General features: G+C 71.0%; 24 protein-coding genes. 13 read left to right on the top strand and 11 right to left on the bottom strand.

Going from position 1 to position 20,783, the window contains the following annotated elements; translation table 11 throughout:
• The first annotated feature begins 69 nt into the window (after positions 1-69).
• The 8 genes from ACFW3L_RS13090 (at position 70) to rpmF (ending at position 4,146) form a co-directional block, all read left to right on the top strand.
• Positions 70-1,173 carry a CobW family GTP-binding protein gene (locus ACFW3L_RS13090; RefSeq protein WP_378739701.1) on the top strand — a complete coding sequence of 368 codons (1,104 nt, stop codon included), beginning with the start codon at positions 70-72 and terminating at the stop codon, positions 1,171-1,173.
• Between the two features lie 2 nt (positions 1,174-1,175).
• A complete protein-coding gene (gene rpsR, locus ACFW3L_RS13085; RefSeq protein WP_378739699.1) occupies positions 1,176-1,427 on the top strand; it encodes a 30S ribosomal protein S18 in 252 nt (83 codons plus the stop codon).
• A 100-nt stretch (positions 1,428-1,527) separates the two neighbouring features.
• Positions 1,528-1,764, top strand: coding sequence for a 50S ribosomal protein L28 (gene rpmB, locus ACFW3L_RS13080; protein ID WP_378739698.1), 237 nt, complete (start codon positions 1,528-1,530; stop codon positions 1,762-1,764).
• Entirely contained in the window at positions 1,764-2,069 is a 306-nt protein-coding gene (gene rpsN, locus ACFW3L_RS13075) for a 30S ribosomal protein S14 (RefSeq protein WP_378739696.1), read from the top strand. Before rpmB ends, rpsN begins: the two co-directional genes overlap by 1 nt.
• Positions 2,070-2,167: 98 nt before the next feature.
• Positions 2,168-3,385, top strand: a complete 1,218-nt coding sequence (locus ACFW3L_RS13070) for a GTP-binding protein (RefSeq protein WP_378739694.1) — start codon at positions 2,168-2,170, stop codon at positions 3,383-3,385.
• Positions 3,386-3,423: 38 nt separating this feature from the next.
• A complete protein-coding gene (gene rpmG / locus ACFW3L_RS13065) occupies positions 3,424-3,588 on the top strand; it encodes a 50S ribosomal protein L33 (protein ID WP_378739691.1) in 165 nt (54 codons plus the stop codon).
• Between the two features lie 30 nt (positions 3,589-3,618).
• Positions 3,619-3,864, top strand: coding sequence for a type B 50S ribosomal protein L31 (locus tag ACFW3L_RS13060; protein WP_378739689.1), 246 nt, complete (start codon positions 3,619-3,621; stop codon positions 3,862-3,864).
• 111 nt (positions 3,865-3,975) lie between these two features.
• Positions 3,976-4,146, top strand: a complete 171-nt coding sequence (gene rpmF, locus ACFW3L_RS13055) for a 50S ribosomal protein L32 (RefSeq protein ID WP_378739687.1) — start codon at positions 3,976-3,978, stop codon at positions 4,144-4,146.
• A 193-nt stretch (positions 4,147-4,339) separates the two neighbouring features.
• Here the strand turns inward: rpmF and ACFW3L_RS13050 are convergent, their stop codons facing one another.
• The 5 genes from ACFW3L_RS13050 to ACFW3L_RS13030 all read right to left on the bottom strand — a co-directional run bounded on the left by ACFW3L_RS13050 (position 4,340) and on the right by ACFW3L_RS13030 (position 8,838).
• Positions 4,340-5,098 (bottom strand): SDR family NAD(P)-dependent oxidoreductase, encoded by a 759-nt coding sequence (locus ACFW3L_RS13050; RefSeq protein ID WP_378739685.1) that lies wholly within the window; start codon positions 5,096-5,098, stop codon positions 4,340-4,342.
• Between the two features lie 104 nt (positions 5,099-5,202).
• Positions 5,203-5,967 carry an enoyl-ACP reductase FabI gene (fabI, locus tag ACFW3L_RS13045; protein WP_378739683.1) on the bottom strand — a complete coding sequence of 255 codons (765 nt, stop codon included), beginning with the start codon at positions 5,965-5,967 and terminating at the stop codon, positions 5,203-5,205.
• Between the two features lie 30 nt (positions 5,968-5,997).
• The gene (gene fabG / locus ACFW3L_RS13040; RefSeq protein WP_378739681.1) at positions 5,998-6,702 is read right to left on the bottom strand and encodes a 3-oxoacyl-ACP reductase FabG; all 705 of its coding nucleotides are present in this window, start codon (positions 6,700-6,702) and stop codon (positions 5,998-6,000) included.
• Positions 6,703-6,899: 197 nt separating this feature from the next.
• Positions 6,900-7,559: a response regulator gene (locus ACFW3L_RS13035; RefSeq protein WP_378739679.1), complete on the bottom strand. Its 660-nt coding sequence runs from the start codon at positions 7,557-7,559 to the stop codon at positions 6,900-6,902.
• Positions 7,534-8,838, bottom strand: a complete 1,305-nt coding sequence (locus ACFW3L_RS13030) for a sensor histidine kinase (RefSeq protein ID WP_378739678.1) — start codon at positions 8,836-8,838, stop codon at positions 7,534-7,536. The genes ACFW3L_RS13035 and ACFW3L_RS13030 overlap by 26 nt, the downstream gene beginning before the upstream one ends.
• 347 nt (positions 8,839-9,185) lie before the next feature.
• Here ACFW3L_RS13030 and ACFW3L_RS13025 point away from each other — a divergent pair, with 347 nt between their 5' ends.
• The 3 genes from ACFW3L_RS13025 to ACFW3L_RS13015 all read left to right on the top strand — a co-directional run bounded on the left by ACFW3L_RS13025 (position 9,186) and on the right by ACFW3L_RS13015 (position 14,361).
• Positions 9,186-9,950, top strand: coding sequence for an ABC transporter ATP-binding protein (locus tag ACFW3L_RS13025; RefSeq protein WP_378739677.1), 765 nt, complete (start codon positions 9,186-9,188; stop codon positions 9,948-9,950).
• Between the two features lie 5 nt (positions 9,951-9,955).
• The gene (locus tag ACFW3L_RS13020) at positions 9,956-12,661 is read left to right on the top strand and encodes an ABC transporter permease (protein WP_378739674.1); all 2,706 of its coding nucleotides are present in this window, start codon (positions 9,956-9,958) and stop codon (positions 12,659-12,661) included.
• A 104-nt stretch (positions 12,662-12,765) separates the two neighbouring features.
• Positions 12,766-14,361 carry an MFS transporter gene (locus ACFW3L_RS13015; protein ID WP_378739672.1) on the top strand — a complete coding sequence of 532 codons (1,596 nt, stop codon included), beginning with the start codon at positions 12,766-12,768 and terminating at the stop codon, positions 14,359-14,361.
• Between the two features lie 5 nt (positions 14,362-14,366).
• On the opposite strand, the gene ACFW3L_RS13010 is transcribed toward ACFW3L_RS13015, so the two are convergent.
• The 5 genes from ACFW3L_RS13010 to ACFW3L_RS12990 all read right to left on the bottom strand — a co-directional run bounded on the left by ACFW3L_RS13010 (position 14,367) and on the right by ACFW3L_RS12990 (position 17,439).
• Complete coding sequence (locus ACFW3L_RS13010; RefSeq protein ID WP_378739670.1) at positions 14,367-14,660, bottom strand: hypothetical protein; 294 nt, start codon at positions 14,658-14,660, stop codon at positions 14,367-14,369.
• A 483-nt stretch (positions 14,661-15,143) separates the two neighbouring features.
• A complete protein-coding gene (locus ACFW3L_RS13005; RefSeq protein WP_378739669.1) occupies positions 15,144-15,410 on the bottom strand; it encodes a hypothetical protein in 267 nt (88 codons plus the stop codon).
• Between the two features lie 78 nt (positions 15,411-15,488).
• Positions 15,489-16,307, bottom strand: a complete 819-nt coding sequence (locus ACFW3L_RS13000) for a polyprenol monophosphomannose synthase (RefSeq protein WP_378739667.1) — start codon at positions 16,305-16,307, stop codon at positions 15,489-15,491.
• Positions 16,308-16,440: 133 nt separating this feature from the next.
• Complete coding sequence (locus tag ACFW3L_RS12995) at positions 16,441-17,247, bottom strand: DeoR/GlpR family DNA-binding transcription regulator (RefSeq protein WP_378739664.1); 807 nt, start codon at positions 17,245-17,247, stop codon at positions 16,441-16,443.
• 57 nt (positions 17,248-17,304) lie between these two features.
• A complete protein-coding gene (locus ACFW3L_RS12990) occupies positions 17,305-17,439 on the bottom strand; it encodes a hypothetical protein (protein ID WP_378739661.1) in 135 nt (44 codons plus the stop codon).
• Positions 17,440-17,541: 102 nt separating this feature from the next.
• On the opposite strand from ACFW3L_RS12990, the gene ACFW3L_RS12985 reads away from it, so the two are divergent.
• Entirely contained in the window at positions 17,542-18,321 is a 780-nt protein-coding gene (locus ACFW3L_RS12985; protein WP_378739659.1) for a 4'-phosphopantetheinyl transferase family protein, read from the top strand.
• Positions 18,322-18,380: 59 nt separating this feature from the next.
• Here the strand turns inward: ACFW3L_RS12985 and ACFW3L_RS12980 are convergent, their stop codons facing one another.
• Complete coding sequence (locus tag ACFW3L_RS12980; protein ID WP_378739656.1) at positions 18,381-19,535, bottom strand: acyl-CoA dehydrogenase family protein; 1,155 nt, start codon at positions 19,533-19,535, stop codon at positions 18,381-18,383.
• A 265-nt stretch (positions 19,536-19,800) separates the two neighbouring features.
• Here ACFW3L_RS12980 and ACFW3L_RS12975 point away from each other — a divergent pair, with 265 nt between their 5' ends.
• Positions 19,801-20,733, top strand: coding sequence for a LysR family transcriptional regulator (locus tag ACFW3L_RS12975; RefSeq protein WP_378739654.1), 933 nt, complete (start codon positions 19,801-19,803; stop codon positions 20,731-20,733).
• Positions 20,734-20,783: the final 50 nt, after the last annotated feature.

The following is a 20,783-nucleotide window of genomic DNA, read 5'->3' as shown; positions in this document are numbered from 1 at the left end:
CCTCGGACTGTGTAGAGTATGGAAACGGTTTTCATTTTCACTACTGCGAGCCCAGGAGAGGAGCGCCCGATGCGCATCGCACTGGTCACCGGCCTGCACGCGGAGGCACGCACGGAGGCCGTGGACGAGTTGCTCAGGACCGTCCCCCGGTCGGTCGCGGTTCACCACGACATGGGCGACATCGGTGACGGAGTCGTACGCCGCGTGGTGCGGGATCCCTCCGGCACCAGCAGGAGCGAGCAGGTGGAACTCGACCACGCCTGTGCCTCGTGCACGGTGCGCGAGGACCTCCTCCCCTTCCTCCTGCGCCACGCGGCCGACGGTCGACACGACCTGTGCGTCGTGGACTCCTGGGAGGGCCTGGAACCCCGGTCGATCGCGGAGAGCATCGCCGCGCGGCCGGAACTCCGGCTGGCCTCCGTCGCCACGGTGGTCGACACGTCCCGGCTCACCTCCGACGTGGGCAGCCCGGACGAACTGGGCGACCGCGGGATGGACATCGCCCAGGACGACACCCGTACGGTCGCCGAAGTCCTCAACCGGCAGGTGGAGTACGCCAACGTGCTGGTCCTGTCGGCGGAAGGGGGTCACTCCCACGCCCGGGCCCTCCTGCGGCAGCTCAACCCCGCCGCGGCGATCGTCACCTCGGGGGCCGACCTCTCCGGTTTCCTGGACCAACGGTTCGACCCGGAGTCCGCGCACCGACGTCTCAACCCGGCCTGGGCCCACTACCTGGACCATGACGAGACCCGGGGAGTGAGCACCGTGACCTGGACGAGAAAGCGCCCGATGCACCCGGAGAGGCTCTCCGACGCCCTGGAACGCATCGTCGCGACGTCCCTTCGCGGCCGGGGAAGGTTCTGGCTGGCCAGCCAGCCGGACACCCTCCTGGTCTGGGAATCCCACCAGGACCTCCTCATGGTGGAGAGCGGCGGCCCCTGGCTGAGCGCACTGCCCGAGGCGGCGATGGACCTGGTCTCCCCGGACCGACGTGCCACGGCCCTCCTCGACTGGGACCCGACCGTGGGCGACCGTCGCCAACACCTGTCCTTCACCGGTGTCGGCATGGACACCGCGTCCCTCCTCGCACTCCTGGACTCGTGTCTGGCCACCGAGACCGAAGTCGGCCAGGAGTTCCAGAACGACCCGTTCGCCGAGTTCTCAGAAGGGTGACCATGACCCCGAGCAAGCGCCGTACCGAGCAGACGCCGCGCAGGCGCTCCTTCGCCAATCCGCTGGGCGAAGCGACCCACGTCGATTACAAGGACACCAACCTGCTGCGGAAGTTCGTCTCGGAGAAGGGCAAGATCCGCAGCCGCCGCGTCACCCGTGTCACCGCACGGCAACAGCGGCTGATCGCGGCGGCGATCAAGAACGCCCGCGAGATGGCCCTCCTGCCCTATCCCGCCTCGACCAGACAGAACTGACCGCGTCAGGCCGCGACCCGAATGCGGAGCCGTCGCTTTCGTTCTCAGCACAGCGGAGGAACGGATCGAGCACGGCCCTCAAGGAAAAGGAGAAAAGACCATGGCCCGAGTCTGCCAGGTGACCGGGAAGGCACCGACCTTCGGGAATTCCGTATCCCATTCGCATCGACGCACCAAGCGTCGGTTCGACCCCAACATCCAGAACAAGCGCTACTGGCTTCCCAGTGAGCAGCGCTTCGTGAGGCTGCGGCTGAGCGTCAAGGGCATGCGGGTCATCGACGCGCGCGGAATCGAACGCGTGGTCGCCGACATCCGCGCCCGAGGGGAGAGGGTCTGATGGCCAAGAAGAGCAAGATCGCCCGTAACGAGCAGCGGAAGGCGATCGTCGCACGTTACGCCGAGCGGCGGGCCGAGCTCAAACGCCTGATCAGGAGCCCGCACACCGGTGAGGCCGAGCGTGCCGCGGCCGTCGCCGAACTGAGGCGCCAACCACGGGACGCCAGCGCGACCCGGGTCCGCAACCGGGACGTGATCGACGGTCGCCCCCGCGCCCATCTGAGGAAGTTCGGAGTGTCACGGATCAGGTTCCGGGACATGGCTCACCGCGGTGAACTCCCCGGAGTCACCAAGTCCAGCTGGTAGCCGCGGAACCCGCAGGTTCCGAGCGGTCCCACGGTTCCCGGAGCGGAGGACCCCTCCGGGAACCGCCCCCTCCGGTCCGCCGAAAGAAGGAGCGAGACATGGGCACGAACGCTCCGACGACACTCCCCGTGACCGTGCTCTCCGGGTTCCTGGGAGCGGGCAAGACGACCCTGCTCAACCACGTTCTGGGGAATCTGGACGGTCTGCGGGTCGCGGTGATCGTCAACGACATGAGCGAGATCAACATCGACGCCGAACTGGTCAGGGGCGAGGGACACCTGTCCCGGACCGAGGAGCGGCTGGTGGAGATGACCAACGGCTGCATCTGCTGCACCCTGCGCGACGACCTGCTGGAGGAGGTCGCCGCTCTCGCGGCGCGAGGTCGCTTCGACCACCTCCTCATCGAGTCGAGCGGTATCTCCGAACCCATGCCGGTGGCGGCCACCTTCGCCGTGCCCGGGCCCGACGGCACCCCGCTCCTGGAAGGGACGCGCCTGGACACCATGGTCTCGGTGGTCGACGCCACGGGGTTCCTGCGCGAACTCGACACCGGCGACGACCTGGCCGAGCGCGGCCTGGACGCCTACGAGGACGACGAACGGACGGTGAGCGACCTGCTGGTCGACCAGGTGGAGTTCGCCGACCTGATCCTGGTCAACAAGATCGATCTGGTGACCGAGGCCCAGGTCGACCGCGTGGAGGCAGCGGTCAGGCGGCTCAACCCCCTGGCCCGGGTCCTGCGGATCCGACACGGGCGGGTGTCTCCGGCCGAGTTGGTCGGGGCCGACCTGTTCGACATGGAGCGAGCCTCCCGGGCCCCGGGCTGGGTCTCCGAACTCAACGGCGACCACGTGCCCGAGACCGAGGAGTACGGCATCTCCAGCCTGGTGTTCCGTTCCGACCGGCCCTTCCACCCCGAACGTCTCTGGGAGATGGTCACCTCCGGGTTCGAGCGGGCCGGGTACGGCAGGATCCTGCGTACCAAGGGGTTCTTCTGGCTGGCGAGCCGCCCCAGGATGACGGGGCTGTGGTCCCAGGCCGGGCCGGTCGCCCGCTTCGAGCCGGCTGGAGTCTGGGACCCCGCCGACGGACCGTCCCTCGGATACACCGCCGAGGACCTCGTGGACAGCGAGCCGGTCAGTCCCCGTCAGGAGCTGGTCGTCATCGGTCAGGACCTGCGTCGGGAGGCGTTGGAGGCCGCCCTGCGCTCCTGCCTGTTGACCGAGGACGAGTTCCGTTCCCCCTGGGACCGGTTGCCGGACCCCTTCCCGGAATGGGACGTGCACGGCGTGCACGACCACTCTCAGCCCGCCTGACCCCGGTCACGGCGGTCGGCCCAACCCGAAAGGAACCCATGGCGCGCAACGACGTCCGCCCCATCATCAAGCTCCGATCCACTGCGGGCACCGGAACCACCTACGTGACCCGCAAGAACCGCCGCAACACCCCGGACCGTCTCGTCCTGCGCAAGTACGACCCCAAGCTCCGGCGCCACGTCGAGTTCCGTGAGGAACGCTGACGGAACGCCGCCACACCCGACGGAGAACCCATGAAGAAGGACATCCACCCCCGCTACGAGCCCGTCGTCTTCCGTGACAGGGCCGCGGGCTTCGCCATCCTCACCCGTTCCACTCGGAGCAGCGACACCACCATCGAGTGGGAGGACGGCGACACGTACCCGGTGATCGACGTCGAGATCTCCAGCGCCAGCCACCCCTTCTACACGGGCACCTCCCGTGTGGTGGACACCGCTGGCCGGGTGGAGCGCTTCCAGCGCCGCTACCAGCGCGGATAGTCACGACACGCTCGGGGCGATCGGCTCCGGCGGCCATCGCCCCGACCCACATCCCGGTACCCCCGGGCCGCACCACGCACCACGCACCACGCACCGAGAGGAGCCACCCCCATGGCAGTACCCAAACGCAGGATGTCGCGGTCCAACACCCGCACGCGTCGATCCCAGTGGAAGGCCAGGAGCCCCGAACTGGTGACCCTCCATGTCGGAGGCCGCGAGTACCGGGTCCCCCGGAATCTCGTCCGCGCCTACCGGCGGGGGCTCGTTCCCCTCCCGGAGTAGGTCGGGCCACCTCCGGGTTCCGGGGTGCGGAGTCCTACTCGTGAGGTGCCGCCTCACGCCTGGGGGGTCGTGGCGCAGGCATGACCGACGCCACCGGGTCCGTTCCGAAAACGCCCGCCCGTCTGTGGATGGGCGGGCGTTTCGGAACACTCGTGGGAACGGTCCCTCGTCAAGCCCGGCAGAAGCCCCGGGGTCAGACCTGGTCGAGGAAGCCGCCGTCGACGACCAGGTTCTGGCCGGTGACGTAGGTGGCGGCGGGGCTGGCCAGGAAGACGACCGAACGGGCCACCTCCTCCGGGCGGCCCAGGCGCCCGTAGGGGACGCGCTCGCGGACGCTCTCGTAGAAGTCCGGGTCGCTGCCGCGGCGCCGCTCCCAGCCGCCGCCGGGGAACTCGGTGGGCCCCGGGGAGACCGTGTTGACCCGCACACCGTCGGGCGCCCACTCACGGGCGAGCGAGGACGCGTGGTGGTTCAGGGCCGCCTTGACCGCGCCGTAGGAGCGGGCACCGGCGGGGGTGGTGACGTGCAGAGCCGAGGTGGTGGAGACCAGGACGACGGCGCCGCGCTCGGAGCCGATCAGGTAGGGCCGCGCCGCCTCGGTGAGGCGCACGAACGGCATGAGGTCCGCGTTGAACCCCCGCTCCCACTGGTCCGGGGTGGGCGCGCTGCCACCGGAGACGTTGGAGACCAGCACGTCCAGGCCGCCGAGCTCGGAGGCGGCGTCGTTCACGAAGGACGGCAGCGCGATGTGGTCGGTGACGTCCAGGGAGCGCGTGAAGACCTTCGCCCCCGCGTCGGAGAGCTCCCTCGCGGTCTGGCCCAGCGCTTCGGCCCCGCGGGCGCAGATGGCCAGGTCGGCGCCCTCCTGGGCGAACACCTGGGCGATGGCGCGGCCGATCCCCCTGCTGGCCCCGGTCACCACGACCCGCGCCCCCGACAGTCCCAGATCCATACCGTCCGCCTTCCGAAACGACACCGTGCCGCGGGGCAGATGGTACCGGTGCCGCGAAGACACGTGTGGGCGGCGCCCCGGTCGGGGTGCCGCCCACACACGGATCAGGCTCCCGTGGAGTGGAACCCGCCGTCGACGTGCACGATCTCTCCGGTGGTCGCCGGGAACCAGTCCGACAGCAGGGCAACGACCGCCTTGGCGGCGGGCTCGGGGTCGCTCACGTCCCAGCCCAGGGGTGCCCGCTCGGGCCAGTGCCTGGCCAGTTCCTCGAACCCGGGGATGCTGCGGGCCGCCATGGTGCTCAGGGGACCGGCGGAGACCAGGTTGACCCGGATGTTCCGGTCGCCCACGTAGCGGGCCAGGTAGCGCGCGGTGGAGGTCAGCGCGGACTTGGCCACGCCCATCCAGTCGTAGATGGGGTAGGAGACGCTGTTGTCGAAGTCCAGGGCCACCACCGATCCGCCCCGGTCCATGAGCGGCAGGAGCGCGGTGGTGAGCGACTTCAGCGAGAAGGTGGACGTGTGCATCGCCTGGGCGACGTCGTCCCACTCGGTGTTGAGGAAGTTGCCGCCCAGCGCCCCCTGCGGGGTGAAGCCGATGGAGTGCACGATGCCGTCGAGGCCGTCCACGTGCTCACCGACGCGCTCGGCCAGGCTCGCCAGGTGCTGGTCGTCGGTGACGTCCAGTTCCAGGACGGGCGGTGTCTCGGGCAGGCGCTTGGCGATGCGCTGCACCAGGCCCATGCGGCCGTAACCGGTGAGCACGACCGTCGCGCCCTGTTCCTGGGCGAGCCGGGCGACGTGGAAGCCGATGGAGGAGTCGGTGAGCACCCCGGTGACGAGGATGCGTTTGCCTTCGAGGATTCCCATGATGGTCCGTCCTGAGTGTGCTGGTGGCGGTCAGTGGCCCATGCCGAGGCCGCCGTCGACGGGGATCACGGCGCCGGTGACGTAGCCGCCACCCGGACCGGCGAGGAAGCCGACGGTCTTGGCGATGTCGTCGGTGGAGCCCAGGCGGCCCAGCGGGACGTTCTTCTTGATCTCGGCCTGGCGGTCGTCGCTGAGGGCCGCGGTCATGTCGGTCTCGATGAAGCCGGGGGCCACGACGTTCACCGTGATGTTGCGCGAACCCAGTTCGCGGGCCAGGGAGCGCCCGAAGCCGACCAGCCCGGCCTTGGAGGCGGCGTAGTTGGCCTGCCCGCCGGAGCCCAGGAGACCCACGACGGAGGAGATGAGGACGATACGGCCGAAGCGCTTGCGCATCATGCCGCGTACCGCGCGCTTGGCCACTCGGAAGGATCCGGTGAGGTTGGTGTCCAGGACGGAGGAGAAGTCGTCCTCGCTCATGAGGGCGAGCAGCTGGTCCTTGGTGACCCCGGCGTTGGCGACGAGCACCTCCACGGGCCCCTGGGCGTCCTCGACCTCCTTGAAGGCCGCGTCGACCTGCGCGGAGTCGGTGATGTCGCAGCGCACGCCGAGCAGGCCCTCCGGGGGCTCACCGGAACGGTAGGTGACCGCCACGTTGTCCCCACCCGCCGCGAGCTCACGGGCGATGGCCAGACCGATCCCTCGGTTACCACCGGTGACCAGTACTGAGCGCGACATAGGGGCTCCTCTTCTCTGCGGCTGTGGTGAACGGCCACGACGTGTTGTTCCGGGTGCGAATCGCCTTGCAGGTTACCGAGCTACCGGCCGGTAGACGCAACCGAGGCGGGACGGGGGGCCACTCGGGACGATCCGGGCGATCCCGTACGACGTGGAGTGCCCGGTGGCGGGGGCCTGCGGGGCGCGAGTGAACCCGGTCACGCCCAGCCCGCGTCGTGGGCGAGGATGGCGGCCTGCACCCGGTTGGACATCTCCAGCTTGGCGAGGATACGGCTGACGTGGGCCTTGACGGTGGTCTCCCGCATGTCCAGGGCCCGGCCGACCTCGGCGTTGGACTTGCCCTCGGCCACCGCGACGAGCACCTGCCGTTCGCGGTCGCTGAGGACCGAGAGCCGCTCGACGGCCTCGGAACGGCCCGCCGCGGAGTCGGCCGGGGCGGGTGAGGCGAAGCGTTCGAGCATGCGCTTCGTGACGCTGGGGGCGAGCATCGCGTGGCCCTCGTGCACGGTGTGCACGGCGTTGATCAGTTCCCGGGGCGGGGTGTCCTTGAGCAGGAAGCCGACCGCCCCGGCCCGGAGCGCGGCGTGCACGTACTCGTCGAGGTCGAAGGTGGTGAGCAGGACGACCCTGGGCGGCCGGGACAGCGTGCTCAGCCGCGCGGCGGCGGCCAGCCCGTCCGTGCCGGGCATCCGGATGTCCAGCAGCACGACGTCGGGGCCGAGTTCCTCGGCCAGGCGCACGGCCTCCTCGCCGTCGCTTCCCTCACCGACCACCTCGATCCCGGGGTCGGCCTCCAGGATCATCCGCAGGCCGGACCTGACCAGGAGTTCGTCATCGACCAGGAGCGTGCGGATCACCGTCGGTGCCCTCTTCCTCGACTTCGGTGGTGGGTTCGGGGGCCGTGTCCTCCCCCAGGGGCAAGATAGCGCGCAATCGCCATCCTCCGTCCGGGCAGACCCCCGAGCTGAGCTCTCCCCCGGCCAGGACCACGCGCTCGCGCAGACCCGTCAGGCCGAACCCGCTGCGCGGCGGGGCGTGGGCGGGGGCGCCGACCGGATCGTTGGCCACCTCCACCTCCAGCTGGGTCTCGCCGTGGTGCAGCCACACCTCCACGGGGGCTCCGGTGGCGTGCTTGGCGGCGTTGGTCAGCCCTTCCTGGACGATCCGGAAGGCGGTGCGCTGGACCGCGACCGGCATCGGCCGGACACGTCCGCTCTCCTGCCGGCTGACCCTCATCCCGGCCCCGCGCCACTCGGTGATCAGGCGGTCGAGGTCGCCCAGGACCGGTTGGGGCGCGGTGGGCGCGGTGTCGGTGTCCTCGTCGCGCAGCACCCCGAGGATGCCGCGCAACTCCGAGAGTGCCTCGCGCCCGGTGGTGCGGATGAGTCCGGCGGCCTCGACGGTGCGGTCGTCGGTGGCCGAGACCTCCAGCCCGCCCGCGTGCAGAACCATCAGGCTGACCCTGTGGGCGACGACGTCGTGCATCTCCCGGGCGATGCGGGTGCGCTCGGCGCCGATGGCCTGTTCGGCCATCATGTGCTGTTCGCGTTCGAGGCGTTCGGCCCGCTCGTGGAGGCGGTCGATGAGCTGGCGCCTCGTGCCGATCCACAGCCCGGCGATCACCGGGACGACCAGGTAGAAGACGGCCAGGATGACGTAGCTGACCGGACTGGAGTAGTAGAGCACCCCGAGGGCCAGCAGGGAGAGGGTGAACCACATGGAGAGTGGGCGGCGGTCGCTGAAGTGCGCCGGGTAGGAGTACACGCCCACCATGAGGGGGATCGGGTTCCCGTACAGGAGCAGCATGAGCAGCCCGGCGACCATCAGCCAGGTGGGTCTGCTGCGCCGCCAGAGCATCGTCACCGAGGCCAGCGTGCCCGGGAGGGCGTAGGCGAGGAAGCCCACCGCCACGGCGGTCCCGGGGCCGGTGATCAGGCTGATCCCCGCTGCGAAGGGCGTGGTCAGCAGGCCCGGGCCGGTCGTGGTTCCGGCGAGCATCATCAACCCGCTGAACGGCAGGGTGAAGACGGCGTAGCACCAGTCCGACAGGCGCAGTCGGCGCTTCCACCACCAGTTCCAGTTGTGGCTCAACAGGGCACTGAAGTCCCGCAGGCGATCCCGCAACCACGTTTTCATCCGCCAGAGTCTACGGCGGCGTTCCCGGTGGGCGTCGTCCGTTCGACTGACCCGGAGCGTCGGGGGCCCCATAGTAGATTCGCCGCCGTATGTGCAGGTCAAGGCCGCTTTAGGGGAGACCGGGCCCTTCCTCCAACTGGCGGACCCCCTACGAAAGTCGGGGGTGACACCTGACGAAGGAGTCCCGAACCCGCTCCACGTCATGCCTTTGGCCGGTGTCAGGTTCAGTCCCGAGACCGAGGTGGCGGGGGTGTCCGGGCACCTAGCGTGGAGACACACGCCGAGGAGCACGGGGCATCCCGAGCCACCGGCACCCTCACCTTTCCGAGTTCTGGAGTTGTTCTGTCGTGACCGAGTCCGCTGTGAAGCCCACGTCCCCGGTCCAAGCCCCGCCGGTGGTGGTGGCTCGGGGGCTCACCAAGATCTACGACACCGGCGGCAGCCAGGTGCACGCCCTGGCCGGTGTGGACGTGGAGTTCCACCGGGGCGCGTTCACCGCCATCATGGGCCCCTCGGGCTCGGGCAAGTCGACCCTGATGCACTGCCTGGCCGGGCTGGACGTGCCCACCTCGGGCACCGTGCACCTGGGCCGCACCCAGATCACCGGCATGCGCGACGGTGACCTCACCCTGCTGCGCCGCGACCGGATCGGCTTCATCTTCCAGTCGTTCAACCTGCTGCCGATGCTGACGGCCGAGCAGAACATCCTGCTCCCCTCGCAGATCGCCAAGCGCAAGGTCGACCAGGCCCGCTTCGACCACATCATCGACGTCGTCGGGCTGCGCGACCGGCTGGACCACCTGCCGACCAAGCTCTCCGGCGGACAGCAGCAGCGCGTGGCGGTCGCCCGGGCCCTGCTCAACGCCCCCGAGGTGGTCTACGCGGACGAGCCCACCGGCAACCTGGACTCCCGTTCGGGCGCCGAGGTCCTGGCGTTCCTGCGTGACTCCGCCAAGGACCTGAACCAGACCATCGTCATGGTGACCCACGACCCCGTCGCCGCCTCCTACGCCGACCGCGTCGTGTTCCTGCGCGACGGCAGCCTGGTGGACGAGGTCCACGCGCCGACCGCCGAGGTCGTCTCCGAGCGACTGCTGAAGCTGGAGGCCTGAGCTCCATGCTGCGCACCACACTCGCCGGGCTGAGACTCCACAAGTCCCGGTACGTCACCACCGTGCTGGCCATCCTGCTGGGTGTCATGTTCGTCTCGGGGACCCTGGTCTTCGCCGACACCCTCAAGGCCAGCTACGAGAAGTCCGTGATGGGGTCGGCCACGAGCGTCGACGCCATCGCCGTCCCCGAGGCGGAGGAGGGCGTGGACGAGGACGGCTTCGCCCTGGAGCCCGTCCCCTTCGACGACGCCACGCTGGACGACATCCGCGCCCTGCCGCAGATCTCCGAGGCCGACGGCCTGGTGAGGGGCGAGGCCGTACTCCTGGACGCCGAGGGGCGGGCCTTCGGCTTCGTGCCGCCCGCCGCCGTGGCCTTCGGTGAGACGACGCGGTTCTCCGCGAGCGAGGGCGAGCTCCCCGACGCCGCCGACGAGATCGCGCTGGCCACGTCCACCGCGGACCAGACCGGTTTCGGGGTCGGTGACACCGTCACGGTGCTCGACCCCGAGCAGGAGAAGCGTGAGTTCACCGTCACCGGGCTGGTGAACTTCGGTGTCGACGGCAGTTACAGTTTCGGCGGCGCGGTCGTCTTCGCCCCGGACACCATCCAGGAGATGACCGGTGCCACCGGCTACTCCGAGATCAACGTGCGGGCCGCCGAGGGCACGTCCGCGGAGGAGTCCGCCACCGCGGTCGCCACGGTGACCGGCACCGAGGTCCTGACGGGCGCCGCGTTCGGTGAGGAGATGGCCGAGAGCGCCGGCGCGCAGACCGAGATGCTGCGGGTCGCACTGCTGCTCTTCGGCGTCATCGCGATGTTCGTCGCCGGGATCGTCATCTACAACACCTTCGCGATCCTCATCGCGCAGCGCCAGCGTGAGCTCGCCCTGCTGCGCTGCGTGGGCGCCAAGCGCGGCCAGGTCTTCCGCTCCGTGCTGGGCGAGTCCTTCGTGGTCGGGCTCGTCGCCTCCGCCCTCGGCGTGCTCGCCGGTGTGGGCGTGGGCGCGCTCGGTGCGAGGTTCGGCGGCCAGCTGGTGAACTCCGACGTCACGGCCGCCGTGGTCGTCAGCCCCACCGCGGTGATCGTGGGTCTGCTGGTCGGCACGCTCATGACCGTCTTCTCCGCTCTGGTTCCGGCCGCCCGCGCCACCCGCGTGGCCCCGCTGGCGGCCCTGCGCACCAGCGCCACCGCCTCCGGTCTGGAGAAGGGCACCGGCTGGGTGCGCGTGGCGTTCGGCCTGCTGGCCTTCGGCGCCTCCGCCGCCCTGGTGGTGCTGAGTCGCTCGATGAGCCCGGACCCGAACGGCCTGTTCGTCGTGACCGGCGCGGCGCTGATCGCCTTCGTGGGCGTGGTCGTCCTCGGCCCGCTGCTGGTGCGCGGGATCGTCAGGGTCGTCGGCGTGCCGCTGCGCCGTCTGGGTGTGCCCAGCATGCTGGCGGTGGACAACTCCACCAGGAGCCCGCGCCGCGCCGCGACCGCGATGATCGCCCTCACCGTGGGCGCCACGCTCATCACCGGCTACTCGGTGATCAGCTCCTCGTTCGAGACCACGCTGACCGAACAGCTGGACGAGCAGTTCCCGGTCGACTACCAGATCAGCGCCCAGTACGCGCCGGAGGGCCCGAACGCCGCCGCTCCCGAGGAGGGCGTCGATGAGGGTGTCGCCGAGGAGGGCGACCTGTCGGAGGCCTCGCTGGAGGACGGTGCCCCTGAGGAGGGTGCGCCCGAGGACGCCGCCGTCGAGGAGACCGCCGTGGAGGACGCGGCCGTCGACGAGGAGAGCGGTGACCCCCTCGTTCCGAGCGAGGTCCAGGAGAAGCTGGCCGCGAGCCCGCTGCTGGACAGGGTGATGTCCGAGCGTTCCACCTACCTGGAGGACGACCTCGCCACCGGCGGGATGGCCCTGCCGGTGACCGCGTACTACGACGCCGAGGTCGGCACCGACATCAAGGGCGAGACGGTCGAGGGCGACCTGGCCGACCTGGAGTCGGGCACGGTGGTCCTGAGCGAGACCTACGCGGAGGGCGTGGGTGTCGGTGACACCTTCACCGTTCCCGCTCCCAGTGGGGACCTCGACCTGGAGGTCGCCGCGATCGTCGCGGACGGTGCCACCCTCTGGGGCGCGGTCATCGCGCCCGAGGACTTCACTGCGGCCTTCCCCGAGATCACGGAGAGCCGTTACCTGCACCTCCGCGCCGCTGACGGGGCCGACGCGGCCGAGGTCCGCGAGGCCGTCTACACCGCGGTCGACGACTACCCGATGGTCCAGGTCATGTCGGTCGCGGAGATGAAGAACCAGTTCTCCGAGATGATGGACATCGCGTTCTACACGATCGCGGCGATGCTGGGTCTGGCGATCATCATCGCGGTGTTCGGTATCTCCAACACGATGGCGCTGTCGGTCCTGGAGCGCACCCGTGAGTCCGCGCTGCTGCGGGCGCTGGGTCTGGCCAAGGGGCAGCTGCGCCGGATGCTGAGCGTCGAGGCCGTGCTGCTGTGCCTGATCGGCGCGGGGATCGGCATCGCGCTGGGCGTGCTGTTCGGCTGGGCGGCCGGTGCGGCGGTCCTGCCGGGCCTGGTCTTCAGCATCCCGAGCGTCCAGATCGCGGTCTTCATCGCCGTCGCGGTGCTGGCTGGTCTGCTGGCCGCCGTGCTGCCCGCCCGCCGGGCCGCCGGGACCTCGATCACCGGCGCGCTCGCCAGCGAGTAGCCCCTGGTCAAAACCGAACAGGACGACGAAAAGTCGGCGCGGACCCCCACCCACGGGTGGGGGTCCGCTCCTATGGTGTCGGTAGTCCTCGGGAGGAGAGTCGCATGAGTGGTTCGGCCTCGGCGCCGGTCGCCGGGCAGGTCGCGTGGGGAACCCCGGCCGCGCGGTGGATGCTGACCGCCACGGTTCTGGGTTCGGGAATGGCCTTCCTGGACTCCACGGTGGTGACGGTGGCGCTGCCCGCCATCCAGGGTGACCTGAACACGGGGCTGGCCGGTCTCCAGTGGATCGTCAACGGGTACATGGTCACGTTGTCCGCGCTGATCCTGCTCAGCGGCTCCCTCTCCGACAGGTTCGGCCGCGTGCGGTTGTTCATGGTGGGTGTGGCGGTGTTCGCCCTGGCCTCGGCGCTGTGCACGTTCGCGCCGACCCTGGAGTTGCTGGTGGCCGGTCGGGTGGTCCAGGGCGTGGGCGGTGCGCTGCTGACGCCGGGGAGCCTGGCCATCCTCCAGGCGGGGTTCCGCGAGCAGGACCGGGCGCGGGCGATCGGCGCGTGGTCGGGGCTGACCGGTGTGGCCGCGGCAGTGGGTCCGTTCGTGGGCGGTTGGCTGGTGCAGATCGGTGACTGGCGGCTGATCTTCCTCATCAACCTGCCGATCGCGGTCGTGGTGTTGCTGATCGCCCGGTTCCGGGTGCCCGAGACCCGGGACACCTCCGACGTGGGACGACTGGACTACGGCGGCGCGCTGCTGGGGGTGGTGGCCCTGGCCGGGATCACCTACGCGCTCATCCAATGGGGCGCGGTGGGTGCCACCCCGGCGGTGTGGACCGGCGTGGCCGTGGGCGGGCTGGCACTGGCCGCCTTCCTGTTCACGGAGGCGCGCAGCCCCTCCCCCATGCTGCCGCTGGGCATCTTCCGGTCGTTGCCGTTCAGCGTGACCAACGGGGCCACTGTCCTGATCTACGGTTCGCTGGGGCCGCTGCTGTTCCTGATGGTGATCTACCTCCAGGAGGTGGCGGGCTACTCCCCGGTCGCGGCCGGGGCCGCCTCGCTGCCGATCACCTTTCTGATGCTGCTGTTGTCGGCGCGGTCGGGCAAGCTCGCCGCCCGGATCGGCCCCCGGATCCAGCTGGTGGTCGGTCCCCTGCTGTTGGCCGCCGGATTCGTGACGCTGTCCCGGATGGACGGCGACGCCCCGTACCTGACCGGCGTGCTGCCGGGGGTCCTGCTGGTGGCGCTGGGCCTGTCCACGACCGTGGCACCGCTGACCGCTACGGTGCTCGCCTCGGTCCCGGAACGGCACGCCGGTCTGGCCTCGGGGGTGAACAACACGTTCGCCCGGGGCGCACAGCTGATCGGTGTGGCGGCGGTGCCGGTGCTGGCGGGGATCGGTGGTTCCGGTGGTGGGGGATCGGGAGCGGGCGGACACTCGACGTCCCTCGCCGAGGGGTTCGGCACGGCCATGCTGATCCTGGCGGGTCTGTGCGTCCTGGCGTCACTGTGCGCGCTGGTGCTGCCGCGCGGCCGGATGCCCGAGGCCTCCGAGGCCGCCGACCGGGGGTCGCTCCCCGAGGAGACCAGTGCGGTGCAGCCGCTCGGTGAGGAGCAGCCGATACGGTTCTGCGGGGTGACCGGTCCCCCACTGCGCTCGTGCCCGGGGTCGACCGCCGGGAGCGGGGCCGAGCACACGGGCGGCTGAGGGGGTCAGCCCTCGTAGCCCTCCGGAGGGTGGTCGTTGACGGCGTTGGGGTCCGAGACCACGCTCAGCGCCTGCTGCTCGGCGCCGGGTGCGTCGCCCCAGCGCTGTCTGGGGATCACGCCCAGCCGTTCGGCCCGCACGCTCTCGGAGATCCCGAGGCTGCCTCGGCTGTCGTCGTCCTCGAAGTCGTAGCTGAGGATGTCGTGGTCGGGGTCGAGGACCCGCTCTCGTTGGGCGACCTCGGTCGCCTGTGGGTCGTCTCCCAGGTCCAGGTCCACTTCGTAGGGCTGTTCGGTCACGGTGTCCGCCTCCTTACCTCAGTTCTTCCCCGCTTTGACCTTGATGATCACTTCCCACCCACGCCCCTGTGGACGACTCCGCGTGGAAGCGCGTCAGGACCAGCGGGAGCGACCTCCTACCGAAGGCCGTGTGACGACTCAGCGCGAGGCCGCTGGCGGGATCCCGTCTGCGGCTCCGTCTTGCTGATTCCGCGGGCGGGAGCGCGAGGACCACCGGCCCGGAACCCCCCGGCGGACGGGCGTGTGACGGCTCCATGCGGGGCGCGACCCGACATCGCCATGGTGGAGGCCCGCCCACCACCCCGCCCGGCCACGGCGAAGCCCCGGGCGCGTGTCGGCGCCCGGGGCTCGGCGGTGTCCCCCGGTCGGTCCTCGTCGAGCGGCGCCTTCCAGGACGTCGTGGCCCGGTCCTCCCGCGCCCCCGCCATGACCGGTTCGTGCGCTCACGGAGGCGGCCGGTGGGTGCGCCACGCGCCCCCGGGGTCAGGGCTGGTCGGGCCCGTCCTCCTCGTGGACGGCCTCGGACTCCGCGCCGGGGTCGTCGAGGTCGAAGTCCTCACGCGGGATGACGTCGTCGCGTTCCTCCCGGACCTCCTGGTCGATGCCGCGTTCGGTGGCGGCGCTCTCGTCCTCGAAGGTGTAGCCGTAGACCGGCGCGTCCGGGTTCTGGCGGCTCTCGGCCTCGGCGATCTCGCTCTCCTGGGGGTCCTCCCCCATGTCGGCGTCCACGTCGTAGGGCTGTTCGGACATGTGGTCCCCCTTGCTCACCGTCCCGTTACCCGCATGATCGCAGTTCGACGGTGATCGGTGAAGGGGGACACGGCCGCGTCAGCGCCTGGCGTTCTCCGCGCGGCGCAGCCTCAGCGGACGCAGCGCCGCCTCCAGGGCGACGGCGCCGTCGAGTTTGCTCTGGCCGACCACCCGGTCCTCGAAGTGGATGGGGATCTCCATGATCTTCTGGCCGCGCCGGAAGGCCCGGTAGTGCATCTCGACCTGGAAGGCGTACCCCGTGCTCTCGATACTGGCCAGGTCCAGGACCTCCAGGGCGGAGGCCCGCCAGATCTTGAATCCGGCGGTGACGTCCTGGACGGGGATGGACAGCACGCGCTTGACGTAGGTGTTGGCCCAGCCGCTGAGCAGGCGGCGGCGCAGGCCCCAGGCCTCGGAGAGGCTGCCGCCGGGCACGTAGCGGCTGCCGATGACCACCCCGGCGTTGGTGGAGTGCAGCGTGCCCAGGAGCTGGGGGACGTACCCCACCGGGTGGCTGAGGTCGGCGTCCATCTGCACGACGTACTCGGCACCGTCCGCCAGCGCGCGGGTCATGCCCTCCACGTAGGCGCGGCCGAGGCCGTCCTTGCGGGTGCGGTGCACCACGGAGAGCCGCCCGCCGAGTTCGACCGCGAGCTTGTCCGCGACCTCACCGGTTCCGTCCGGCGAGTTGTCGTCCACCACGACGATCCGCAGCCGGGGCAGGTCCAACGCCGTGAGCTGCCGCACCAGGACCGGCAGGTTCTCCGCCTCGTCGTAGGTGGGCACGACCACGGTCAGGGCCGAACTCCGCCAGGGTTCGGGCAGCGCCACCGGTTCGGGGGTGATCCGCACCGGAGCGGTCGGTACGGGCTCCGGGTGCGACGGGTGGGTCGGCATGCTCGGCGGCTCCTGAAGGGATGGACGGCGCGACTGTCGGGTCGGGTGCGTCAAGGATCACGCATCGGGTGTTCACCACACAATAGGTGTGGACGCTGAGGTACGCGCCCCTCGCACCACCAACCGGGCGCGCTCACTGCCCCCGTTCGTCCGCCACGACGGTGACGTGCACGAGGGCCCCGGTCTCCTCCAGTGTCATCAGCACCTCCGGGTCGGCGCTGCTGTCGGTGACCAGGTGGGCGATCTCCTCGGGGGCGACGGTGGTCACCATGGTGTCGGCGCCGACCTTGGTGTGGTCGGCCAGCACGATGGTCTCCTCCGCGCAGGCGGACAGGGCCCGGTCGACGCTGGCCACGGCGGGGTTGGGGGTGCTCAGGCCACGGTCGGCGCTGACACCGTTGCCGGACAGGAAGGCGCGGTTGACCCGCAGCCCGGACAGGGACTCCTCGGCGGCGGCCCCGACCAGGGCCCGCATGGGCGCGTGCAGGGTGCCGCCGGTCATCACGACCTCGACCCCGGGGGCCCCGGCGAGCACGTCCGCGACCCGGAGCGAGTTGGTGACCACGGTGAGGTCGCCGTGGCCCAGGAGCGCGCGGGCGAAGGCCTCGGCGGTGCTGCCGGGCCCGATGGTGATCGCGTCGCCGGGGCGGACCAGGCGGGCGGCGACCGTGGCGATGGCGGCCTTCTCGGCGGCGCACTGGCCGCTCTTGCCGGTGTAGCTCTGTTCGTGTCCGATCCGGCCGGGCAGCGCGGCTCCCCCCCGGCGGCGGTCCAGCAGGCCCTCGGCCTCCATGGAGCGCACGTCACGGCGGACCGTGACCTCGGAGGCGCGCACCTTGGCGGCGATGTCGCGCAGGGACATGCTGCCGTGGGCCCGCACCAGTTCCAGGATGCGCTCCCGGCGCTCGGCTGCGAAGGCCGGTCGGCTCTCCTCGGTCATGGGTACGGTTCACCCTTCCGTGCTCTCGGCGGCGCACGGTCGGGGAACCGCGCCTCCCTAGAGTACGGACCCGTCTCTGGTGGGCTGCGCCTCCTCCTCCGGCCTGTCGGACAGGAGGGTCACCAGGAAGAGCACGGTGAGGGCGACGAGGCCGACGAGGGCTCCGGCACCGAGCAACATGACGACAGACATCTGAGCCTCCAAGGGGGCGGGCTGACCTGCCACCTACCGGATGCCCCGTTTCTGTCGGCCTCACACCACGGATCGTCCTCGGGATCAGTGACAATGGGGGGCATGACCCTCAGCTCCGCGCCACTCGACACCACGGTGTGGTGGGCCCACACCTCCGCCGCGAGCGAACGTCTGCTGCGTCTGCTGGACCGCTCCGAACGCGAACGCCAGTCCCGGTTCCGGCTCCAGGCCGACCGCGACCGCCACCTGCTGGGCCGGGCCCTGTCCCGTCTCGTGCTGGCCGACCGGGCCGGTTGCGCGCCGGAGGAGGTGACCTTCGACCTGCGCTGCCGTTCCTGCGAGGAGAAGTCGCGGACCGGTGCGGAGGGGGGCCGGAGCGGCCCGGAGGGCCCGCACGGCAAGCCCGTGCCCTCGGGGGCCGCGCGGGGGTGGGAGATCTCCGTCAGCCACTCCGGTGAGTGGGTGGCCCTGGCACTGGCCCGGGCGGCACCGGTCGGCGTGGACGTGGAACGGATCTCGGAGGCCCGCGACCTGGCCGGTCTGGCAGGGTACTCGCTGGCCGACGACGAGCAGCGGGCCTGGAACGCGCTGCCGGAGAAGGACCGGGCGGGGGCGTTCTTCGGCTACTGGGCACGCAAGGAGGCCCTGCTCAAGGCGACCGGCCTGGGGCTGTCGGGCGGGCTGCGCAGGGTGGCGGTCAGCCGGCCGGACACGGAGGCGCGGCTGCTGTCCTGGGAGGGCGGCGGCGGTCCCGGGGCCGCCTGGCTGTCGGACCTGGACCGGGGCCCCGAGTACCGGTCGGCGCTGGCCGTACTGACCGACCGCGAGGTGGCGCTGACGGTGCACCCTCCCGAGCGCACCGCGGACCTCCTCCGGAGGTAGCCCCGGGGCGGTGTGCCACGCGGACACCACCCCGGGGTTCACCCGGTCCGGCCCCGGCCCTACCCCTCCTTGGCGAGGTGCCGGCTGATGACCAGGCGCTGCACCTGGTTGGTCCCCTCCACGATCTGGAGGACCTTGGCCTCACGCATGTAGCGCTCGACCGGGAAGTCGCGGGTGTAGCCGTAGCCGCCGAAGACCTGGACGGCGTCGGTGGTGACCTTCATGGCGGTGTCGGTGGCCATCAGCTTGGCCATGGCGGCCCGCTTGCCGAACGGGCGCCCGGCGTCGCGCAGACGGGCGGCGGACAGGTACAGCTCACGGGAGGCGGCGATCTGCGTGGCCATGTCGGCCAGCATGAAGCCGATCCCCTGGAAGTCACCGATGGCCCCGCCGAACTGACGCCGCTCCCGGGAGTACGTGACCGCGGCGTCCAGAGCGGCCTGCGCCAGGCCCACCGCGCACGCGGCGATGCCCAGGCGACCGGAGTCGAGTGCGGAGAGGGCGATCCCGAAACCGCGGCCCTCCTCCCCCACCAGCGCGTCGGCTCCGAGTTCGACGTCGTCGAGGATCACTCCGGCGGTGGGCGAGGAGCGCATGCCCATCTTGTGTTCGGGGACGGCCGCACCGAGACCGGGGGTGTCGGCCGGGACGTGGAAGCAACTGATCCCGCGCGCGCCCGAGTCCGGGGCACCCGTGCGGGCGAAGAGCGCGTAGTAGTCGGCCCGTCCGCCGTGGGTGATCCACGCCTTGGCGCCGTTGACGCGGTAGCCGTCCGAGGTGCGCTCGGCGCGCGTGGTCAGGGCGGCGGCGTCGGATCCGGAGGAGGTCTCGGACAGGCAGTAGGCGCCGAGGAGCGCGCCGCCGACCATGGCGGGCAGGTGGGCGGCCTTCTGTTCGTCGGTGCCGAAGGTGGCGACCGGGTAGCAGGAGAGCGTGTGGACGCTGACGCCCAGGCCGACCGCCAGCCAGCCGCGGGCGAGCTCCTCCACGACCTGGAGGTAGACCTCGTAGGGCTGCTCGCCGCCGCCGTACTCACCCGGGTACGGGAGCCCGAGCAGTCCGGCCTGGCCCAGGGTGGTGAAGACGTCGCGGGGGAAGACCGAGTTCTCCTCGTCCTCGGCCGCGCGCGGGGCGATCTCCTTGTCCACGAGTTCCCCGGTCAGCTCCAGGAGCTGTTCGGCCTCGGGTGTGTGCAGCGTGCGTTCGACCGCCATGAACTCTCCCACGGTTGGGCGCCCAGGTGCGCCTCGGACCGACCGGCTCCGCGGGTGCCCGCGAAGTAGTAGGCCATCCAACTATATGGTGACGCACGGCACCTTATCCCAACGAACCGCCCGACACGGAACCCAGGTCGACCCGGACCGGTCGACCTTGGACGGAAGGTCGGATCGGAGACGGTGGACCACACGCGATGTGCGACTCGCCCGTTCTGGCCGCGACGTCTGTACACGGAGCCCCCCGGCGCCCTAGATTCCACGCATGGACCTCGAACTCCGCCATCTCCGTACGATCTGCCTCCTGGCCGACACCGGCAGCGTCACGAAGGCGGCCGCCGCGCTGTCCACGTCGCAGCCCGCGCTGACGACCCAGTTGCAGCGGATCGAACGCGAGGTCGGCGGGCCCCTGTTCCACCGGGGGCGCTCGGGGGTACGGCCGACCGAGCTCGGTGAGTTCGTCCTGGTCCGGGCACGCGCGGTCCTGTTGTCGATGGACGACCTGCTGCACGACATCACGGCGCGCGGGGCCTCACCGAGCACGCTGCGCGTCGGCGGGGTCGGCCCCCTCACCGTGGAGCTCTCGGCGCGGCTGCCGGAGGTGTTCCCCGACGTCCCGGTGCACGTGCGTACCGAGTACTCCCCCAAGCTGGTCACCGACCTGGTCCGGGCCGGTCGTCTGGACCTGGGGACCACCATCGACTACGTGGACCGCGACCTGCCGACCGACGGCCCGCTGGCCTGGGCGATGCTCGCGGTGGACCCCCTGCACGTGGCGCTGTGGTCGGAGCACCCGTTGGCGCGGGAGACGCACATCCGCCTGGAGGACCTGGCCGAGTGCCCGTGGGCGCTGACGCCACCGGACGGCACGGGCTGGCCGGAGTGCTTCTACCTGGCCTGCCAGCGGGCGGGGTTCAGTCCGCACGTTCCCTACCGGCTCTACGAGAGATCGGAGATCCGCGATCTCATCGCGGACCGACGGGCGATCGCACCGTGCCAGGCGGACTTCGAGTCGGGCCGCGGCGTGGTGGTGCGGCAGTTGGAGGGCGCCCCGATACAGCTGAGGCACCTGCTGGTCTGGCGCCGTGACAGTCCGGTGGACCAGGCCTCGGACCGCATCGCGCGGCTCGCCCGCGAGCTGCTGGACCGGACTCCCACGGACGGTGGCCGCGCACCCGCGCGGCCCGTCCGCCCCTGACGGACGGCACCTCCGGTCGGGCGCTCAGTGGTCGCCCGACCCGAGGCGTT

It is taken from the genome of Nocardiopsis sp. NPDC058789, assembly GCF_042745575.1.
Classification (GTDB): Bacteria; Actinomycetota; Actinomycetes; order Streptosporangiales; family Streptosporangiaceae; genus Nocardiopsis; species Nocardiopsis eucommiae.
Note: the sequence above shows the minus strand (reverse complement) of the source record. Positions and strands in the feature narration are given on the sequence as shown.

Bases quoted from the DNA above. Each gene is read 5' to 3' on its own strand.
- ACFW3L_RS13090 (WP_378739701.1), top strand. From the start codon at position 70: ATGCGCATCGCACTGGTCACCGGCCTGCACGCGGAGGCACGCACGGAG.
- rpsR (WP_378739699.1), top strand. From the start codon at position 1,176: ATGACCCCGAGCAAGCGCCGTACCGAGCAGACGCCGCGCAGGCGCTCC.
- rpmB (WP_378739698.1), top strand. From the start codon at position 1,528: ATGGCCCGAGTCTGCCAGGTGACCGGGAAGGCACCGACCTTCGGGAAT.
- rpsN (WP_378739696.1), top strand. From the start codon at position 1,764: ATGGCCAAGAAGAGCAAGATCGCCCGTAACGAGCAGCGGAAGGCGATC.
- ACFW3L_RS13070 (WP_378739694.1), top strand. From the start codon at position 2,168: ATGGGCACGAACGCTCCGACGACACTCCCCGTGACCGTGCTCTCCGGG.
- rpmG (WP_378739691.1), top strand. From the start codon at position 3,424: ATGGCGCGCAACGACGTCCGCCCCATCATCAAGCTCCGATCCACTGCG.
- ACFW3L_RS13060 (WP_378739689.1), top strand. From the start codon at position 3,619: ATGAAGAAGGACATCCACCCCCGCTACGAGCCCGTCGTCTTCCGTGAC.
- rpmF (WP_378739687.1), top strand. From the start codon at position 3,976: ATGGCAGTACCCAAACGCAGGATGTCGCGGTCCAACACCCGCACGCGT.
- ACFW3L_RS13050 (WP_378739685.1), bottom strand. From the start codon at position 5,098: ATGGATCTGGGACTGTCGGGGGCGCGGGTCGTGGTGACCGGGGCCAGC.
- fabI (WP_378739683.1), bottom strand. From the start codon at position 5,967: ATGGGAATCCTCGAAGGCAAACGCATCCTCGTCACCGGGGTGCTCACC.
- fabG (WP_378739681.1), bottom strand. From the start codon at position 6,702: ATGTCGCGCTCAGTACTGGTCACCGGTGGTAACCGAGGGATCGGTCTG.
- ACFW3L_RS13030 (WP_378739678.1), bottom strand. From the start codon at position 8,838: ATGAAAACGTGGTTGCGGGATCGCCTGCGGGACTTCAGTGCCCTGTTG.
- ACFW3L_RS13020 (WP_378739674.1), top strand. From the start codon at position 9,956: ATGCTGCGCACCACACTCGCCGGGCTGAGACTCCACAAGTCCCGGTAC.
- ACFW3L_RS13015 (WP_378739672.1), top strand. From the start codon at position 12,766: ATGAGTGGTTCGGCCTCGGCGCCGGTCGCCGGGCAGGTCGCGTGGGGA.
- ACFW3L_RS13005 (WP_378739669.1), bottom strand. From the start codon at position 15,410: ATGTCCGAACAGCCCTACGACGTGGACGCCGACATGGGGGAGGACCCC.
- ACFW3L_RS13000 (WP_378739667.1), bottom strand. From the start codon at position 16,307: ATGCCGACCCACCCGTCGCACCCGGAGCCCGTACCGACCGCTCCGGTG.
- ACFW3L_RS12995 (WP_378739664.1), bottom strand. From the start codon at position 17,247: ATGACCGAGGAGAGCCGACCGGCCTTCGCAGCCGAGCGCCGGGAGCGC.
- ACFW3L_RS12990 (WP_378739661.1), bottom strand. From the start codon at position 17,439: ATGTCTGTCGTCATGTTGCTCGGTGCCGGAGCCCTCGTCGGCCTCGTC.
- ACFW3L_RS12985 (WP_378739659.1), top strand. From the start codon at position 17,542: ATGACCCTCAGCTCCGCGCCACTCGACACCACGGTGTGGTGGGCCCAC.
- ACFW3L_RS12980 (WP_378739656.1), bottom strand. From the start codon at position 19,535: ATGGCGGTCGAACGCACGCTGCACACACCCGAGGCCGAACAGCTCCTG.
- ACFW3L_RS12975 (WP_378739654.1), top strand. From the start codon at position 19,801: ATGGACCTCGAACTCCGCCATCTCCGTACGATCTGCCTCCTGGCCGAC.